We start from the raw sequence: 19278 nt of genomic DNA, 5'->3' as shown, positions 1-19278 counted from the left end.
CATTAACTACATTAGTAAGAAGATCGCAGTTTGAGCATGTTCAGTATTGAAGCAAAATCACTTTCTAAATCGTATAATTCTGTAAATGCTGTTGATGGTATTGACATTAATGTTGATTCAGGACAAATTTTTGGTTTTTTGGGTCCAAACGGTGCCGGAAAATCTACTACAATAAAGTTACTTACCACTTTAATTCCTCCAACTGAAGGAAGCTTACAAATCCTTGGCATAGACGCCATAAACAATCCATTGGAAGTCCGACAAAAAATTGGTGTTGTTTTACAGGAACCAAGCTATGAGCCTAATTTGACCGTAGAAAAATCCATTGAAAAATACGGAATGATGTGGAATGTTCCTAAAGAAATTAGAAAAATTCGAACAAATGAACTAATCTCTTACTTTGAACTAGAAGAAATCAGGCATAAAAAAAATGAAGATCTATCCATAGGACAAAGACGTAGAGTTCAACTGGCAAGAGAATTCATACATGACATGGAGTTGTTGTTTTTGGATGAACCTACAGTTGGGTTAGATCCATATGCACGAAGAAATCTATTAAATTTCCTGAAAAAAAAGGCATCTGAAGGTCTAACTATATTTTATACCACCCATGTTTTAACGGAAGCTGAATATCTTTGTGATAATATTGCAATAATAAACAAAGGAAAAATTATGACAATTGATTCTCCTGATGATTTAAAGAAAAAATTTGGTAATCAAAAAACTATTAAAATACAAATTTCATCAATTAAAAAAGAATTACCTTCACTATTTTCAAATATACAAGAATGTAAAATTGAATTTAATTCTGGTTCAACAATCACAATCCATTCTGACAAACCTGAACTACTCCTTATGAAAACTCTTCAAATTCTTAATGAAAATAATATAGACATTGAGAATCTATCTGCAATACCTACTAGCTTGGAAGATATATTCTTGAAAATGGTAAACAACAATGACTCATCCAATAATTAGATTAGTTAATAGAAATCTGACGATTTCTATAAATCCTGGATTCTTAATCTGGCAAGTAGTTTTTCCATTGATCTATATTTTCATCGCAGGATTTGCATACACATCATTAATTGATACAGTTCCTTTTGAAAACAAAAATCTTGACTATCCATCATTTCTTGCAACTGGTATGATTGGTTTTAACATAATGAATAGCACACTAGTTTCTGGAATAATTATCTGGAATGATCGACGTCACGGTATGTTTGAACAAATCATGTCAGGACCTTTCACTAGAGTTCACTATATTTTGAGTAACGTACTTACAATTGGAATTGTTGGTATGATAAGTGCAACATTAATAGCTCTTGTTGGATTTCCGATTTTTTTCCAATCCATTGATTTTAATTTTATTACAATTCCAATTCTAATCTTTGCTGCAATCACTGGTTCTGTTTTGTTTGGTTCTATAGCATCAATTATTTCTACTAGACTTCGCTCGAGTGAGGGATTTAATGTAATAATTAATACTGTGTTTTTATTTTTTGCATTTGTAAGCACTGCATTTTATCCTGCTTCAGGTGCACCACCAATTCTAGCTGCTGCATTTTACATTAATCCATTAACATATCTTGTTGATATAATCAGGGCCGGAATATTTGGTTCAATCACAGGTTTTGTACTTGTTGAAATGGGTATATTGGTAACTCTGGCAAGTATATTATTTGTCATTGCAACGCGACAGCTAACAAAATTAGATTTTTGAAGAAAAATAGCCCGAGGCAGATTCGAACTGCCGTCAAGGGCTCCAAAGGCCCCTATGCTTGACCTCTACACTATCGGGCTAACGAAGAACTGAATTTTTAATCCCTTAATGATATTTTCTATTTTGAATGATTTTTACCAACTTTCTTAGACTGTTTTTTTCTTAATTCAATTATTTGTTCAAGTTTTTCAAATGGATCTTCCATCTTCACTAGTTCATTTCTTGCCCGTTTCTTACTAATTTGATTTAAAAGTAGTTTTTCTGATTTTCTAGCAATAATATTTGGATTCCTTTCCCTGATCACTAGCTTCCTTCTAACCAAGTAATCTTCAATAAAATTTGGTACTGCATTAAATGAAATTGTAGGAACACCTAATAATGCAGCTTCCGCAGTCATTGTTCCTCCTGAACCAATAAACACACTCGTATTTTCTAATAATTGCTTACCATCATATGACATTGTTAAAATCTTAATGTCATTTCCAAAATTTTTTCTTAAATTTTTTACCTGCGATTGGTATCTACATGAAATTACTAGGTTGACATCTCCAAATTTCTTTAGAAGGGCTTTCACAAGAGGAATTATCATGTTATTTTTTTTTGAATATGCTGCATATTCTTCTTCAATTCTAACTAGAATTGTTTTTTTTGATGTATTATACGGCAGTTTTATTTTATTATCTACTACTCGCTTCGAAATTGATGCTGCATCGATTGCTCGATATTGAATTATGTCTTTTTCTTTTATACCAAATTTTGTAAATTCATTTTTTGGAATAATCCATGGAATGAGTAATTTCTGAATTAGAGGTAATGATAACTTCATCACTGCATCCGCATGAGGCGAATCAGAAAAAACAATATGATAAATCCCTAAACCAAAAGATATTCTACTTGCTTCAGGAGAACAAAAACTAACAACACAATTTGGAGAATAGTCTTCAATAATTTTTGATAATTCTGCCATTCTTTCAATGCTTGCTCTTAGCTTTTCAGATTTTTCGCCACCACCATGTCTTCCTACAACTTTTAGGGGAAAATGTCTGATTTGTGCAAGAGAAGTAACTTCATTATAATTGCGTGTTGTACATAGAATGTCATGATTTTTGCGTAATTTCTTTATCATTGGCTCAAAAAACAGTAATTGTTTAGGTGTTAGAATATCAAACCAGATTTTCAAGCATTTTGGGTAGATTTCGATACTTCAATAAGTTTTTCTTGGTCTAATTACCCACCACATAGGTATGGGGGGAGCCAAAGTAGTTGTATATGGTTTGAGTACTGAAGGATATTCTCTAGCCTGCCAAATGGCAATTAAAGGAGCAGATGTTCATATTATTGATGAATCTACCCCATCTGCAATATCGCTAAAATCAGAAATTGCAAAAACATATCCTAATGTTTCAGCACTTAAAGAGGATGAACCATTGCTGGCAATGGAACCAATAGATGTGGCAATTTCTAAAGCTCAGTATCTATTCTTTACTCCAAGAATCCGAAAAACAGGACAAGATACGAAAACTGAAATTCATTCTAAATTCAAAGATGCCGCTTCTTCATTAAAAAAAAACAGTTCAATCATTTACACTTTGCCAACAGGTTTTGGTGGAAACAATGAAAACATATCTCTATTGGAACATGTAACAGGATTTGAAGTTGGTAAATCTATCTTCTACTATTATTTCCCAGTAGTAGATGCCAATAAACTACCATCAGTTATAGGATCATTTAATGGAAATGAAGATTCTAAACTATCTGAACTTTTGATAACAGGTAAAAAACCTAAAAGATTTGTTGCATTATCCTCAGCAGAACATTTTCATGCAATTGATATTTTATCCCAATTTTCAAGTCTATGTAGCATACTAGAAGTCTGTAAATTTGCACAAGATGAAATTACAAAAACAGATCTATCATCAGATCAATTTCAAAACATCTTTTTGGATGATATGATTAATGGGCTGTATGATTTACGCTCATTAGGTACTTCCTTTGAAGGTGCAAATACTTTGATGTATCTCATTAATGGTGGAATTAAAGGGATTGACGGATACATTAAACGATTAATTGATGAGATTCGTGCAACCCTGAAGAAAAATGATTTGAAAGCTAGCAGGACCAAAATTGCAATTTCATGGACTTTGGATCAACATGAAATGCGTGGAGATAAAATAGAAATGCTACAAAATTTGACTGCAAGACTGCGTGATTATATAGGCGACGTTGAAGCATATGAAGATCCTAACTTTGATCTATTTCATAGCGATAAAACAACAATTGTTGTGGCATGTTCAGTCGAAGATTTTGAAAATATTGAGAAAAAGAAAAAGGACAGTGATTTAATTATTATTAAAGCTAATCCAATATGTGAAATAATTCAATAAGAATATTATCTAATGAGGCGAGATTTAATTTAGAATGTCTGAAGATGATAAAAATGAAGTAAAACTAGATTTTTCAGAAGACGATGATATTGTTTCCACAGAAAAGGAAAACTCTGAAAAAGAATCTAACGCTTCGGAAATTCTAGAGCAATTAACAGACTCCTTAAACAAAGAAAAACAAAAATCTCTTGATCTAGAAGATAAATTAAAACGAGTATTTGCTGATTTTCAAAATTTAGAAAAAAAATCCCAAACCGAGATAAAAAATTCAATCAATAATCTTATGGATAAATTTATTCTAGATTTTTTGCAAATATATGATGATTTTATACGAGCTAAGAATGCATATTCAGAAAATAAAATTGAAACCACCGGTTTAGATTCAATTCTCAAAAATATGGATGCTCTCTTAAGTAAAAATGGTATAGTGCCAATAGATGCCTTAGGAGAAATATTTGATCCCAATCTTCATGAAGCTATTGCGATCAGAGAGGATCCTTCACTAGATGATGATACAATTACAAAAGAAATCAGGAAAGGATATATTTCTCATAATAGAGTTATTAGGCCAACATTAGTAGAAATATCAAAAAAACAAAAATGACAAGGTGAAAAAATGGCAAAAATTATTGGTATCGATTTGGGAACAAGTAATTCGGCTGCTGCTGTAATTATGGGTGGTAAACCAACCATTGTACCAGCTGCAGAAGGTACAACTGTTGGTGGCAAAGCTTTCCCTTCGGTAGTTGCATTTTCTAAAGATGGAGATCTTCTTGTTGGGGAACCTGCACGTAGACAAGCAGTGACAAATCCTGCTAACACAATTGTTGCAGCAAAAAGAAAAATGGGTACAGATCATATTTTTAAAATTCGTGATAAAGAGTACAAACCACAGCAAATTTCGGCCTTTATATTACAAAAAATTAAAAAAGATGCAGAAGCATTCACGGGAGATAAAGTAGAAAAAGCAGTAATCACGGTTCCTGCATATTTTGATGATAATCAACGTCAGGCTACAAAAGATGCTGGTACTATAGCAGGTTTAGATGTTGTTCGAATTATTAATGAACCAACGGCAGCGTCACTTGCATTTGGTCTTGATAAAGCCAAAGAAGATATGAAAATTCTAGTTTTTGATTTTGGTGGAGGAACTCTTGATGTAACTATAATGGAAATGGGTGGAGGTGTATTTGAAGTCATGAGTACTTCTGGAGATACTCAATTAGGAGGTACTGATATGGATAAAATACTAATTGATTACGTAGTTGATCAATTCAAGAAAAAAGAAGGAATTGATTTATCATCTGATAATACAGCAATGACAAGAATACGAGAAGCAGCAGAAAAAGCAAAGATTGAACTTTCTACTGTAATGGAAACTGACATTAATTTACCATTTATTGCTCATGACCCATCATCTGGCTCAAAAAATCTTGAATTAAGATTAACTAGAGCTAAACTAGAGGAATTGATTAATCCAATCGTTGAAAAATGTAAACCCTCAATAGAAAAAGCACTTGAGGATGCAAAATTAACAAAATCTGATATCTCAAAAATAGTGATGGTTGGAGGACCAACAAGAATTCCATTAGTGAAAAAATTTGTTGGTACAGTGTTAGGTAAAGAGCCAGAATCTGGAGTTGATCCTATGGAAGCAGTAGCGATGGGCGCTGCAATTCAGGCAGGGATTATCGGAGGGGATGTAACAAGTGATATAGTTTTACTAGATGTTACTCCATTAACTTTGGGAATTGAAACATTAGGAGGCGTTAGAGAGCCACTAATTGAAAGGAATACAACTATTCCAACTTCAAAAAGCAAGGTGTTTACTACCGCAGCTGATAATCAAACAGCAGTTACAATTCATGTAGTTCAAGGCGAAAGACCTATGGCAGCTGATAATGTATCTCTTGGAAGCTTTAATCTAACTGATTTACCGCCTGCACCACGTGGAGTTCCTCAGATAGAAGTCAAATTTGATATTGATGCTAACGGAATTATCAACGTAACTGCGAAAGATTTAGGTACACAGAAAGAAGCAAAGATCACAATTGAATCTTCATCAAAATTATCTGAAGATGAAATTGAAAAATTACGTCAAGATGCGGAAAAATTTGCTGACGAAGATAAAAAGAAAAAAGAAAAAATTGATCTACGAAATGAAGCTGAAAGTTATATCTATACTACTGAAAAACTTGTGAATCATGATCTTAAAGATAAAATCTCACAAGAACAAGGTATCAAAGTTACTGATGCAATAAAAGAGGTACGAGAAGTTCTTGACAAGGATGCAACAGAATTAAAATCCAAATTAGATGCCCTTAAAGCGATTGTAAATGAAATAACTACCGAATTGTACAAAAACGTCTCTCCCCCTCCAGGTGAACAATCACAAAATAATGAACAACAAACGAATCAAGACACATCTCAAACTAAAGAAAACTCTGATTCAAAAACATCAAATTAGTTAATTTATACTTCATAGATACAAGGTGTTGACAATGAGCAGTAAACGTGATTATTATGAAGTTTTAGGAGTTTCAAAATCAGCTTCCGCTAGTGAAATAAAATCACAATATCGAAAATTAGCATTAAAATTCCATCCTGATAGAAACAAATCTGCAGAGGCATCAGAACATTTCAAAGAAATTTCAGAGGCTTATGCAGTATTGTCAGATTCTGAAAAAAGAAAAACATATGATCAATATGGGCATGCCGGTGTTGATGGAAAATACAGTACTGACGATATCTTTAGGGGTGCAAGTGGAAACTTTAATGATGTTTTCAATGATCTTTTCGGAGGATCAGGCGGCGGATTTGATTCTATCTTTGATACATTATTTGGAAACAGACGTGGATTTAATCAATATCGGCAGCAGAAAGGTGCTGACTTACTATATGAAACCTCAATTACTCTAGAAGATGTATTACATGGCAAAAAAATCGACATTGACTTGAAAAAAGATATTGAGTGTGATGCTTGTGGTGCATCAGGTTGTGCTCCAGGTTCAAATAAAAAATCATGTGGTTCATGTAATGGTCAAGGGCAATTACGGAAAACCAGAAAAATGGGATTTGCATCGTTTGTTACAGTTGAACCATGTAATTCTTGTAAGGGACAAGGAACAGCTATAGAAAAACCATGTAATGCATGCAATGGTAAGGGAACAAAAAAAGGCTCAAAGCATCTTAGTTTTGATTTACCACCAGGAATTGATAATGGCGATTACACAATTCAAAGTGAAGGAGAATATATTCCAGATGGGATTAATGGGGATCTTATAGTTCGGGTGAGAGTTCAATCACATCCAAAATTCAAGCGTGATGGAAGAGATATTTTCTATGATCAAGAAATTTCCATGATTGATGCAGCACTAGGTCGAGAGATGGTTGTACCAACGTTAGATGGTGAAGAAAAAATAAAGATTGAAAATGGAAGCCAACCAAATACTATACTAAAATTAAAAGGTAAAGGTGTTCCTTTTCATAATTCATCAAGAGGAGATCAATATGTACGATTAGTGGTAAACATTCCTAAAAAACTGAACAACCATCAAAAAAATCTACTAAAAGAATTTGAGGAATCCTTTAACTAATTTCATTATTCTTTGATTCTTCTTAACTCTATTTCATGACCTTCTCTTACATGTATGGTATGACTGGTTTTGATTACTTCTCCAATTTTATCGTCTGAATAATACTTCATGTTATATCTTCCAAGAACTTTTTTACAATTGTTACAGTAAATTTCTCTAAATTCCATATAAGCAAATTACAAAATGTTGATTTGTATTTGTATCTGTATCTAATTTGAACAATAAAGAAACTTATTCTAGATTCCTAAATTCTACGATGCGGGAGTCGCCCAGCCTGGTCAAAGGCGTAAGGTTCAGATCCTTATCTCCTAGGAGTTCGTGGGTTCAAATCCCACTTCCCGCACTATATCACTAAAATTCGTATAATAATGAACAACTTTAAACCATAGTAAATTCATCATGATTTATGGGCAAAGTAATTCGAGTTGGCGGCAGAGGAACTTCTAGACGAGTTTCTGACAAATCCGAAGACAATTGGTCTGGCGAAGACTTCAAAGAGTATCAACGCAAACGAAAAGAAGCTTTGGGAGATGCTTATGTTACTGTAGGACGAGGAACTACAAAGATTAAACTAAGCGATCTTAAAGAATCAAAATCAACATCAACAAAGGGACGATATGTCTCCATGGGCCGTGGAACCGGTAGACGAAAATTAGATTAGAAATATCTATTCTAATTTCTATAATGTTTTCGATTTTTAAATTAACTTTTTAATTTTTTCCTGCAAGATTTGATTAATTTTCTCTCCTGGAGCTTTTCCTCTTAACGATTTCATAGCTACTCCCATTAACGGTGCAACTGATCTTTGACCTTGCTTTTTCACCAAACTTAAATTTTCTTGAACTATTTTTTCTAATGTTTTTTCCAATTCTTCATCTGATAAATTGGTTATAGAAGATTTTTCAATTGCCTCTTCTACTGATTTTACTTTTCCTGACATTATTTCTGAAAATATTATTTCTAGTGACTCCTTGGAAATTTTTTGAGCATCTAACAACTCAAACGATTTCATTATTTGATATTCATCTAACTCAATAACAGAAAATTCTTGTCTTTGAAGATTTGTTATGGTGGAACATAATGTAGACGCAACAAAGTTTGGTAAAATATTAAATCTAGACGAGATCTTTTCAAATAATGGTAGATAATCTGAATCAAAAATTTGCTCTGCTAATTGTTGATTCAAATTATATTTTTCTTGTAGCTCTTTTAATGATTCGTCCCATGATTTTGGGATATTCTTCTTTGCAAATTCAATTTCGTCTTTATTTATTATGATTGGCGGTATATCTGTCTCAGGATACATTCTTGATGCTCCCGGTTTTGGTCTAAGATACACCGTTTCTCCTGTTTGAGTAGCTAGTCTTGTTTCAGAAGGAACTCCATATTTCGCACTTTCGATACGTTGAATAATTGATTCTATGGCAAATCTAATTTTTACATTATCTGCTGCAATAATTAAGAAAGCATCTTTTTCATTAGCATCAATTATTTTTCTAATTTCTTTAACTTCATTCAACTCTATTCCATAATTGGGAAGCTCATCTGAATGAAATACTCCTCCAATTCCAAAGAATCTAACTAATTGGCCTAATTCTTTTCCAAGTCTAATGCCATCATAAGGTGAAAAACTAAACATCCCTGAAAAATTTTTTATTTTTACTACTTTGATTATTGCATTCGTTTTTAATGCATTTTTTATTATCTTTGAGTTTGATTTTTTCATAAATTCTGTTATATCATAGATATCATCATTAGATATTTTTTCTAAATTTTTTTCATGTAGTTTTTTTGCAATAATTTGTAATCCATGTTGTCTTTTTGCTTCATATTCAACTACCTTTTCTAATTGATCTAATTGTTGTACTCCTTTTACTTCGACAATTCCGCCGCCTGTTATAGAGACATTTACATCCTGTCTGATTGAACCTAATCCCCTAGTGACTTTTTTTGTAGTTCGTAGTAATCTTCCTAAAGTTAATGCAATTTTTTTCATCTCTTTGGAATCTGCACTAACTGGCTCTAATGCAATTTCAATTAGTGGAACTCCAAGTCTGTCCAAACTATATTCTCTAGTATTATCTTTATCACCTAGAAGCTTAGCTGCATCTTCTTCAAGACAGATTGATTGAACACCAATTTGCTCCCCATCTACATCCAAATACCCTCCCTGAGAAACCAACATTGTTCGTTGGAAACCGGAAGTGTTGGAACCATCTAACACCATTTTTCTCATGGGATAAACCTCACTGAAGATATTGGATTTTAAGGCTGAGGCTATGATTAGCACAATTTTTTTTGCATCATTATCTAAATCATGAGGCGGCTCTTCATCTCTTTCTACCAGGCAACTACTTTTTTCATTTGCACAATAAACAATCGTTTTTGATTTAATATTTTCAAATAGTGCTGCAGGATCATATTCGCCCATTTCACTTTTTGATACTCGTAGTTTTCGGGAAAATTTTGAATCATATTCATCTAGTTCTAAGGGAGGGCAATCACAAAATAGCTTTTTGTTGGTGGCCAATTGCTGATGTATTTCCAATCCAACTTTAAGCCCAATACTTTTCGGATCTATTTCTGCCATTTTCTTGATGACTCTTAAACCTCTTTAATACTTAATTAGAATATTCAGAGGAAATTTCTTGCAGCATAATTTCTTTAATTTTTGATATATCTTCAGTATTTCCTAATGCCCACATAGCTTTTACAAGTGCTACTTCGGGAATTAAATTTCCTAATGGAATAATTCCCATATCCATTAAATCTCGGCCACTTTCGTACACTGTCATTCTAACTTTACCATCAATGCATTGTGATGTCATCCCCAAAAATAACCCTGATTGATTTGCACTTTTGACAACTTCATACATGTTCTTTCCAATATGTCCGAGACCAGTTCCTTCAAAAATTATCGCCTTATGACCTAAATCAATCAAATTTTCTACAATTCTAGGATCAAATCCTGGATAATATTTCAATAAAGCAACTCGTGAATCTACGTTTATTCTAGGAAGATATTTTTCTGTCTGAAAGAATTTCTTTGTAATGTTTTTTTGAATTGAATTCTCAACGATAAGAAATCCTGGATTCCCACCAATTGTTTGAAATGCACCGCGTTTACTTGTGTGATTTTTCCTTACTCTTGTTCCTAGATGACAAGCAATTGTTTTGTCGTTTTCATCATTGTGCATTATGACATAAACTCCTTTTTCATTAGCTTCGGTCAAAAATTTTACTGCAGCAATTAAATTTAGTGCTGCATCCGATGACGGTCTGTCTGATGAACGTTGAGAGCCTACTAAAGCTATTGGAATAGGATATCCTGATAACGCAAAACTAAGAAACGCAGATGTGTAATGCATGGTATCTGTTCCATGTGCCACAATAATCCCTTTGTAATCTGAATTGGAATAATCATCTAGTTTTTGGGCAATTCTCTTCCAATCTTTTGGCTGTAAATTTTCTGAATACTCTGATAAGATTAATTCTGTATCAATATTTGCCATTTCTGCTAACTCTGGGATTGATGAATTGAGTTCTTCTGGACTTAGGGCAGGTGTTACGGCTCCTGTTCTATAATCTATTTTGCTAGCAATAGTACCACCGGTTGAAATTAAAAGAATTTTTTCTAAATTTGCCTTTTTCTCTATAGGTCTTTTATGCTCAGTTTTAATTTCTAGAGATTCTAATTTCTCGATTTTTTCAATCTTATCAATTTCAAGACCAATGTTGTAACCACTTTTTAATTTCAGTGTGATGTGATTTGAATCTGATTTTTCATATCTGGGCATTATGATACCATCATAAACAATATCTGAAAAAATTTTCACCTTGCTGCCTATCTTGATATTATTTTTCTGTAAAAATTCTAGAGATCTACCTTGGTAGCCTCTGTATTCGGACATTTGTCTGAGTTAAAGTAACTATTTTATTAAAACTACCTATAATATGAGGCAACAACTTTTTGACCAATCTTTAGGTCTTTTTGTTCTCTTACTTTCTTAACTGCTTCTTCGAAATGTCTCATGGTAACTCTGGCTTCGTCTGAACTCTTTTCTACCTGAATTGCATCTGGATGACTATCCAAGTATTCATGAATTACTAATGATACTGCGGTATTTGCAATTGATGCTACATCTGCTCCACTCATTCCATCAGTTAATTCAGAAATCTTATCTAGATCAACATGTTCCGGATCGCTAACTTCGGTAACAGCTGGAATCTTTGCAGTGTTTATTTCAAGAATTCTCTTTCTACTCTCTTTATCTGGAAGTGGAATTTGTATAATTTTGTCAAATCTTCCTGGTCGTAATAATGCTGGATCAATCATGTCTGCACGATTTGTTGCTGCTAACACGACAACTCCATGCATATTTTCCATACCGTCTAATTCTGTTAGTAATTGGCTTACTACTCTTTCAGTAACGGCAGTCTCGCCTCCTGCACCTCTTATAGGAGCAATGGAGTCTATTTCATCAAAGAATATTACACATGGAGAAGCTTGACGTGCTCTTCTAAAAATTTCTCTTATACCTCTTTCTGATTCACCAACCCATTTTGATAATAGTTCGGGACCCCTTACTGATACAAAGTTAGCTTCACTTTGAGTTGCAACTGCTTTTGCAAGTAAAGTCTTTCCAGTTCCACTTGGACCGTGCAATAAAATTCCTCTAGGCATTCTATGACCTAGTTTATCATATAATGATGGATATTTCATTGGCCATTCAACAGCTTCTTGTAATTCTCTTTTTACTTCTTCTAATCCTCCCACTTCTTCCCATTTTACATCTGGATTTTCAATAAACACCTCCCTCATGCCTGAAGGAGTAACTTCAATCAAGGCTTTTTGGAAATCCTCTGAATTGACAATTAATTTATCCAAAGTTTCAGGGGGAATTTTTTCATCCTCGAGGTTTAGTTCTGGCAATAATCTTCTGAGGCATTTCATCGCTGCTTCTTTACAGAGATATTCCAAATCTGCTCCTACATACCCATGACTAACAGCTGCAACCTTGTCGGCATCAACATCATCTGATAATGGCATGTTTCTTGTATGAATTGCAAGAATATCTTTTCGTCCTTTCTTATCCGGTACTTTAATTTCTATTTCTCTATCAAATCTACCTGGTCTTCTTAATGCTGGATCAATTGCATTGGGTCTATTGGTAGCAGAGATGACAATAACTTTTCCCCTAGCTTCTAAACCGTCCATTAATGATAACATCTGTGAAACAACTCGTCGTTCAACCTCTCCTGTAACTTCTTCTCGTTTTGGAGCTATGGAATCGATCTCATCTACAAAAATTATTGATGGAGCTTTTTCTCTTGCCTCTTTGAAAATTTCTCTTAGTCTAGCTTCACTTTCTCCATAGAACTTGCTCATGATTTCTGGACCTGAGATACTTATGAAATGAGCATTACTTTCATTTGCAACTGCTTTTGCAAGTAAAGTCTTTCCAGTTCCTGGTGGACCATAAAGTAACACACCTTTTGGAGCTTCAATACCAAGTTTTTCAAAAATTTCTGGATGACGTAATGGTAACTCGATCATTTCCCTAACTTTCTTTATTTCATCTGTTAATCCACCAATGTCTTCGTATGTTACTTGCGGTACACCACGAAGAGTCTCTCCCTTTTCTGCAATATGGAAAACTGTTTTTTGTGTAACTAAAACTGCATCTGCTGCAGGGGTAACACCAATAACTTGAAAGGTTAATCTTCCACCAAAATATGGAACCATAACATTATCTCCTTTGATTAATGGAACACTTTCTAATGCATCTGCAAGATATCTCTCATCAATTGGAGGTATTGCTTCAAGTGGGGCTACTACAACTTTTTCTGCAGCGACCGCTTTGATTTTTCTCACAGTAATAGTATCTCCAATGGCAATACCAGAATTATTTCGACCTAATCCATCAATTCTGATAATTCCTTTCCCTTCATCAGAGGGATATAATGGAAGACATTTTGCTACTGTTCTTCTTTTTCCTTTGATCTCAATAACATCTCCAGTAGAAGCATTTAGTGTATCCATTGAGTCATAATCTATTCTGGCTACTCCTCTTCCAACATCTCTAGTATATGCCTCTAAAACTTTTAACGAAAGAGAATTCTGACTCATAGGAAAACTCTCTCTGCCTATTTTTTATATCTTTGGCGTTTTATTCTTGACAATTACCACCAACAATCACAAACTTAAAATCCGTAGTGAAAAGTAGTCGATCTACTTGGGAAAACGACCATTAGTTAGAAGACGTGGCCGCGGAGGCATGCAGTTTAGGGCTACAGTAACTGGTAAAGTAGCTCGCTCCAAATATCCAAGTTTTACATTATCTGAGCAACATGAGGGAAAAGTCATTGATCTCGTACATGAGCGAGGAAGAGATGCACCTTTAGCAAAAATTCGATTTGAAGACGGATCTGTCTCTTTTGTACCTGCGGTTCTTGGTACTAAAGTAGGCGATACTCTAGAATTTGGTTTAAAATCAAAAATTCAAGACGGTAATGTAATTAGTATTCAAAACATTCCTGATGGAACCATTGTATGTAATTTAGAAAAACAATTTGGTGATGGTGGAAGTATTGTAAAATCAGCTGGAACTAACGCAACAATTTTCTCACATAATGAGGAAGGAGTTACTGTAAAACTCCCATCTGGAAAATTTGCAACATTTAATCCTAAAAATAGAGCCATGATTGGTACTCTCTCAGGCGGAGGTACTAGCGAACGACCATTTATGAGTGCTGGTAGAAAATGGAGAAATTTCAGATCAAGAGGAAGAAAATATCCTATTGTCAGGGGTGTTGCTCAAGCAGCATATGTTCATCCTCACGGTGGTGGAAGACATCAACATGTTGGACAAAGCTCTACTGTATCTCGTGATGCCCCGCCCGGAGCCAAAGTTGGTAGCATTGCTGCTAGAAAAACTGGACGAGCAAGAATTAAGGAACGAAAGTAACTTAAAATTCCTAAAATTGATTAATAGCTGTTTTTCCACAATTTTGCATGTCTAAACAACGTGTTCGAATCTTTGTAACTGGTAAAGTACAAGGAGTATTTTTTAGACAAGCACTCAAAGTAATGTCTAAAAAAAATAATGTATTTGGATGGGTTCGAAATCTAAAGGATGGACGTGTTGAGGCAGTTTTAGAAGGAGAAGATGTTGACGTTAGTCATGTAGTTGAATGGTGTCATGCTGGACCTGCAAACGCAAGAGTTGAAGACATAGATATAAAAAATGAAAAATTTTCTGGAGAATTCAAAAAATTTGAAGTTTTGTATTAATGAATTGATTCATACGCATTTTGAATAGTTTTTTTGATATTTGTGATATCACTCTTTAACGAAATCTCATTAATTATAACAGGTTCTTTTCGATTCTTTTGAATTTTAATGATGATATGATCTTTTTGTGGTTCCATATCTGCAAACCATCTAAAGGTAAATGATTTACAAAAAACAACTCTATGCATTCTTACATCTTCAATCGTTTTTTCACCTAATGATAAGCAGAACTCCCTTAGGGTATCAAATAACGGTATGACATTCTTCGGAATCTGTTTTTTAAAATCAGCATATGTTCTCTTATTTCCTGAGGAAATTAATCCGTCCATAAACAAAATTAATTTCGAGTATTATAAGGTAGTAGATCTGTTGGTTCCAGTCTAGACGGATAGCCCCATTTCAAGGCATACAAGATCCGCCACGTTGACGAGGAAGCGTGGATGCTCCAACTTAGGATTGCTCCCTCCCGGACCTCATCCCTTTCGCTGGTTCGCTCTTGGAAGTTATCCCTTCGGATATTTCCAGAGCTGCAACCACCCGCCTCGGCGTGATTTCATTTCCGCACACCAAGCGGGAATTACCTATCTAGAGATTTACCCAACAGTTACTGATCTCTGCGTATAGCCGGTTTCAGAAAAGGGCACGGCTGGCACCCTGATCCTCCCTACTACCAATGTTTTATAGAATTGAATGTTATATTTGCATTAGGTTTGATTATCTTTCAATCGTAATACCATTTGACATACAGAACAAATTTTTCCAGTACATTCTTTCCCACATTTTGAGCATATTGTTTTCTCTTTGTAGTTCGCATCTTTCACTACTTGAGAAATCTTTAGAATTGAATTAAACAAATTATTTTTTATTCCACTACGTTGTCCTTCTAAGGAATTTAGAAATTCGCGTATTTCGGTTCTAATTCCTTCATTCATGTGTGGGCATGGTTCTGATTGGAAAGGCAATTCATTTGTAAATGCATAAAATACAATCTCAGATTCGTATATCTCACAAAATGGTTTGATTTTTCGTAATGTATTATTTGATGTATCTGGATTCATCCAGCCGATTTTGTTGGTATCGCCTGATATCATGTTAATTAAAAATGTCTGTAATATGTCATCCAAATTATGGCCTGTTGCAATTACATCTGCATTGTTTTGTTTTGCAGCATAGTCAAGTGCTCTCCTACGTAGTATTCCACAAATCGAACATGAGGATGTCTTTTCATTTTCTCTTTGTGATAAAGCATCATCTAATGTTAAATCAAAAAGATTTTCATAAGAATAAACAGTATGATCAACTTCAAGTTTTGAACAAAATTTTTCAACAATTTCTAAAGCTTCATTTCTATATCCTGGAATTCCTTCATCGATAGTAACAGCTTTAATTCTAAAGTTATGCGTCTTTGACATTTGATTCAATATGTGTAATAATGCAAGGGAATCTTTTCCTCCTGATACACCTACACATACTAATTCGTTATTTTTTATCATTTTATACTTAGAAATGGTTTTTGCAGTTTTACGTAAAATAGCATTTGAAAAACAATCTGAACAAAAATTCTCTCCAGAATATTTTCTTGAATAAACTGCCTTATTATCACACCTATCGCATTTCATAATTTTCAAGAATTTTTTTGTACTTTATGTTTTTTTATATTGTAAACCAACCTGATTTAAAATATGACAAGCCAATGTTTAGCCCAAATAGAATAAATGTAAATCCATAGATTGACCACATCATGATGTTCACTGATTTATCAGAAATTTTTTTATCAATAATACTGTGAATGAATTTACCTCCATCTAAAATTGGTAGAGGCAACATATTGATAATACCAATAAAAAATGAGATCATCCAAAGCCATAGTAGAAACATGGAAAGTTGTGGATTATTCCATTCAATAAAATTGTAGACTGGTTTATACGCAAAAGAATTATCTCTCATTATTCCGATTAATCCTCTTTCAGGATCTTCAGGTGATGGCATTATTTCTACTGGAATCTGTAGTTCATTTCCATCTCTTAGAACGCTTACAGTAACTGTTTCACCTGACTTTAATTCAATATTCTGAAAATCTATCGGCGTCAAAATTCTCTGGTCATTTATGGCAGTTATGATATCATTGGGTTGTATCCCTGCCTTCTCTGCTCCAAGTCCATCGATTAAAGATAGTACCATAACACCTTCAGGAGCATCATAAAATGCACCAAGGATTGGTTCTGGAAGTACAATTGCAAAGAGCGGATTCGTTAGTAAAATTGCTCCTAAAACAAGTGCAAAAATAACATTAGAAGTAGCACCTGCTCCAATTACTCGTAGTTTTGAAATCTTTTTTGCCTTATCGAATTCTTCCTCATCTGGTTCTACGAATCCAGCAAACATTGCAATGAATATTGCAAAGCCACCAGTTTTGATCTTAATCTTCTCAAGCGTAGCTACAATTCCATGAGCTCCTTCATGAATTACAAGAACTATTGGAATTGATAACAAAAAGTAAGTAATAGAAGCTGAAGAAGTTAATGTAATTCCTGGAATTAAAACCGTAACTTCAGCAAATTCTGTTGGAGCAACAAAAAATTTTGAAATATTTGATAACAAAAACCAGAATGCAAAGCCCATCATAATAAAACCTGAAATGACACTAACATCTGCAAACACACGAATGCCTCTCCTAGTTCGCGAGAGCATTTTTGTAAGCACGGATTGGACACCTTTGTTCTTATACACCAGACTGTAAGCCTTTATCTCAAACCCATGCTTTTCGAGTTTGAGCCCTTTTGCTACAAGTACGATTACTACCCAAGCCAAAAGAACGTAAATAATTGAATTTTCCGTTATAAAATCAAATTCCAAATTAATTGGTACTTTTTTTAATTACGTACATTTATCGGTTACTGTGAATCCAGTCATAATAATTTCAACATATCCCAATAAAAGAATAATCACCAAAATCGCAAATCAATTAGTTAAAGAAAAAATTGTAGCCTGTGTAAACATTTCTAAAATCTCATCGATTTATTCTTGGAATAATAAAATAGAAAATACTTCTGAATACCTTGCATTATTCAAAACCACACAAAAAAATAAGAAAAAACTCAAAGAAAAAATCCAAAAAACACATCCATATGATGTTCCTGAAATAGCTGAGATTAATTTGAATTCAATTAACAAATCATATCTAAAATGGGTAGTCGGTTCTACCCTTTAGAAACTGAATAACGTAATGTTGCAATTATTCCGCCAAGTCCATCAACACGTAATCCTACATCTGTTGATGAATCCACGCTGAAAACTTTGGCACCTTTACTCTCAATATCATTTAAAAATTGAATGATTTTGTCTTCATTTTCTGTCTGAATGATTTTATCAGAAAAAATTAATGACTCAATTGCACCAATATCTCCTGCCTCTTTTGTTTCACTAAAACCCATCGTAAATTTTTGACTTTTTTTATTTGCCATGTACATTATCTCATCAATTATTGTAGAAACAATTGCTAGCTTACTATTTGAGAGAATTTCTTTCATTACCGGTGACTTAGTAAAGGTGTAGATACCATCTTCACCTCCCGAATCAATCCCATCAACAATTTTAATCTGAAATTTCTTCTTTGAGAATTTCTTTTCTAAATAATTTGCAAATTTCTTCCTAGTTTCACCAGGCCCAAAAACAATTATTGTATCATTGTCTTTAATTAGTGATAATAATGCACTATGTACTTCTTCAAAAAATTTTTCTATATTGAAATTTGTTTTGTATCTTTTCCCACTTGCACCTGAGTAAATATTTGGCATTATCTGTAAATGAGTTCCTTTTAGTTTTCCTATTCCACAATCTGCAGTATCAATTGCAATTAGTAAGAATCCAACATTCTGATCTTTTGATTCTAAAAGTTTTTTTTCCATCTGATTCCATTTTTTCTTGAAAATAGTAATTCCTTCATCAGGTTTTATTGAAATAGAATGATGTGAACCATGAGGAACTGATTCATTATTTGATTCAATAATTACTCCATGAACTCGTAACCTATCAAGGACATTATCTAAAGAAACTTTTTCAACATTTAATGCAATTCTAATTCTAACTTTTTCTCCTCTATCTGGCCTAGAGTATTCTTTTTCTTGTTTTATTACTCTCGTTGTATCTGCAATAACTCTATCATCTTTTTGAATTATACGACGCAAAATCAACAAATCATCTGATTCTTCGGGAATAACCGAAATTGAATTTTCATCAATAATTTTTTTAATCATTATTTGAATTATGAATGTGTAGTTA

The 19278-nt window shown here is 33.6% G+C and carries 18 protein-coding genes, 2 tRNA genes and 1 other RNA gene; 11 read left to right on the top strand and 10 right to left on the bottom strand.

The window, feature by feature from the left end:
- Positions 1 to 36: 36 nt before the first annotated feature.
- Together DWQ18_09625 and DWQ18_09620 are read left to right on the top strand one after the other, a co-directional pair.
- Complete coding sequence (locus DWQ18_09625; protein RDJ33381.1) at positions 37 to 978, top strand: ABC transporter ATP-binding protein; 942 nt, start codon at positions 37 to 39, stop codon at positions 976 to 978.
- On the top strand, positions 959 to 1723 hold the full coding sequence (locus tag DWQ18_09620; GenBank protein ID RDJ33380.1) for an ABC transporter: 765 nt from the start codon (positions 959 to 961) through the stop codon (positions 1721 to 1723). The genes DWQ18_09625 and DWQ18_09620 overlap by 20 nt, the downstream gene beginning before the upstream one ends.
- Before the next feature lie 7 nt (positions 1724 to 1730).
- On the opposite strand, the gene DWQ18_09615 is transcribed toward DWQ18_09620, so the two are convergent.
- Positions 1731 to 1803, bottom strand: a tRNA-Gln gene (locus DWQ18_09615).
- A 38-nt stretch (positions 1804 to 1841) separates the two neighbouring features.
- On the bottom strand, positions 1842 to 2903 hold the full coding sequence (locus tag DWQ18_09610) for a DUF354 domain-containing protein (protein ID RDJ33379.1): 1062 nt from the start codon (positions 2901 to 2903) through the stop codon (positions 1842 to 1844).
- A gap of 64 nt (positions 2904 to 2967) precedes the next feature.
- On the opposite strand from DWQ18_09610, the gene DWQ18_09605 reads away from it, so the two are divergent.
- From DWQ18_09605 to DWQ18_09580, 6 genes are all read left to right on the top strand, one after another.
- Positions 2968 to 4107, top strand: a complete 1140-nt coding sequence (locus DWQ18_09605) for a hypothetical protein (protein RDJ33378.1) — start codon at positions 2968 to 2970, stop codon at positions 4105 to 4107.
- Positions 4108 to 4141: 34 nt separating this feature from the next.
- Entirely contained in the window at positions 4142 to 4711 is a 570-nt protein-coding gene (gene grpE, locus DWQ18_09600; protein RDJ33377.1) for a nucleotide exchange factor GrpE, read from the top strand.
- A 12-nt stretch (positions 4712 to 4723) separates the two neighbouring features.
- On the top strand, positions 4724 to 6574 hold the full coding sequence (locus DWQ18_09595) for a molecular chaperone DnaK (GenBank protein ID RDJ33376.1): 1851 nt from the start codon (positions 4724 to 4726) through the stop codon (positions 6572 to 6574).
- Positions 6575 to 6608: 34 nt separating this feature from the next.
- Entirely contained in the window at positions 6609 to 7703 is a 1095-nt protein-coding gene (dnaJ, locus tag DWQ18_09590) for a molecular chaperone DnaJ (GenBank protein ID RDJ33375.1), read from the top strand.
- A gap of 258 nt (positions 7704 to 7961) precedes the next feature.
- Positions 7962 to 8046 (top strand) — tRNA-Leu (locus DWQ18_09585).
- 63 nt (positions 8047 to 8109) lie between these two features.
- Positions 8110 to 8364, top strand: a complete 255-nt coding sequence (locus tag DWQ18_09580; protein RDJ33374.1) for a hypothetical protein — start codon at positions 8110 to 8112, stop codon at positions 8362 to 8364.
- Positions 8365 to 8400: 36 nt separating this feature from the next.
- Here the strand turns inward: DWQ18_09580 and DWQ18_09575 are convergent, their stop codons facing one another.
- Genes DWQ18_09575 through DWQ18_09565 form a run of 3 tightly spaced genes read right to left on the bottom strand, consistent with a single transcriptional unit; the run spans position 8401 to position 13833 of the window.
- Entirely contained in the window at positions 8401 to 10293 is a 1893-nt protein-coding gene (locus tag DWQ18_09575; protein RDJ33373.1) for a Glu-tRNA(Gln) amidotransferase GatDE subunit E, read from the bottom strand.
- A gap of 31 nt (positions 10294 to 10324) precedes the next feature.
- Positions 10325 to 11614, bottom strand: a complete 1290-nt coding sequence (locus tag DWQ18_09570) for a Glu-tRNA(Gln) amidotransferase GatDE subunit D (protein RDJ33372.1) — start codon at positions 11612 to 11614, stop codon at positions 10325 to 10327.
- A 32-nt stretch (positions 11615 to 11646) separates the two neighbouring features.
- A complete protein-coding gene (locus tag DWQ18_09565; protein ID RDJ33371.1) occupies positions 11647 to 13833 on the bottom strand; it encodes an AAA family ATPase in 2187 nt (728 codons plus the stop codon).
- Between the two features lie 106 nt (positions 13834 to 13939).
- Between DWQ18_09565 and DWQ18_09560 the strand changes: the two genes are divergently transcribed.
- Positions 13940 to 14671, top strand: coding sequence for a 50S ribosomal protein L2 (locus DWQ18_09560; protein ID RDJ33370.1), 732 nt, complete (start codon positions 13940 to 13942; stop codon positions 14669 to 14671).
- Positions 14672 to 14718: 47 nt separating this feature from the next.
- Positions 14719 to 14997 (top strand): acylphosphatase, encoded by a 279-nt coding sequence (locus tag DWQ18_09555; GenBank protein RDJ33369.1) that lies wholly within the window; start codon positions 14719 to 14721, stop codon positions 14995 to 14997.
- Here the strand turns inward: DWQ18_09555 and DWQ18_09550 are convergent.
- From DWQ18_09550 to DWQ18_09535, 4 genes are all read right to left on the bottom strand, one after another.
- Positions 14994 to 15326, bottom strand: a complete 333-nt coding sequence (locus DWQ18_09550) for a hypothetical protein (protein ID RDJ33368.1) — start codon at positions 15324 to 15326, stop codon at positions 14994 to 14996. The genes DWQ18_09555 and DWQ18_09550 overlap by 4 nt on opposite strands.
- A gap of 29 nt (positions 15327 to 15355) precedes the next feature.
- Positions 15356 to 15667: signal recognition particle sRNA (gene ffs / locus DWQ18_09545), an RNA gene on the bottom strand.
- Positions 15668 to 15701: 34 nt separating this feature from the next.
- A complete protein-coding gene (locus DWQ18_09540) occupies positions 15702 to 16616 on the bottom strand; it encodes a TIGR00269 family protein (protein RDJ33367.1) in 915 nt (304 codons plus the stop codon).
- A 34-nt stretch (positions 16617 to 16650) separates the two neighbouring features.
- Entirely contained in the window at positions 16651 to 17808 is a 1158-nt protein-coding gene (locus DWQ18_09535) for a PDZ domain-containing protein (protein ID RDJ33469.1), read from the bottom strand.
- Positions 17809 to 17896: 88 nt separating this feature from the next.
- Between DWQ18_09535 and DWQ18_09530 the strand changes: the two genes are divergently transcribed.
- Complete coding sequence (locus tag DWQ18_09530) at positions 17897 to 18208, top strand: divalent-cation tolerance protein CutA (protein ID RDJ33366.1); 312 nt, start codon at positions 17897 to 17899, stop codon at positions 18206 to 18208.
- On the opposite strand, the gene DWQ18_09525 is transcribed toward DWQ18_09530, so the two are convergent.
- On the bottom strand, positions 18198 to 19253 hold the full coding sequence (locus tag DWQ18_09525) for an mRNA surveillance protein pelota (protein RDJ33365.1): 1056 nt from the start codon (positions 19251 to 19253) through the stop codon (positions 18198 to 18200). The genes DWQ18_09530 and DWQ18_09525 overlap by 11 nt on opposite strands.
- Between the last annotated feature and the right edge of the window lie 25 nt (positions 19254 to 19278).

The organism is Thermoproteota archaeon, assembly GCA_003352285.1.
GTDB lineage: Archaea > Thermoproteota > Nitrososphaeria > Nitrososphaerales > Nitrosopumilaceae > PXYB01.
Note: the sequence above shows the minus strand (reverse complement) of the source record. Positions and strands in the feature narration are given on the sequence as shown.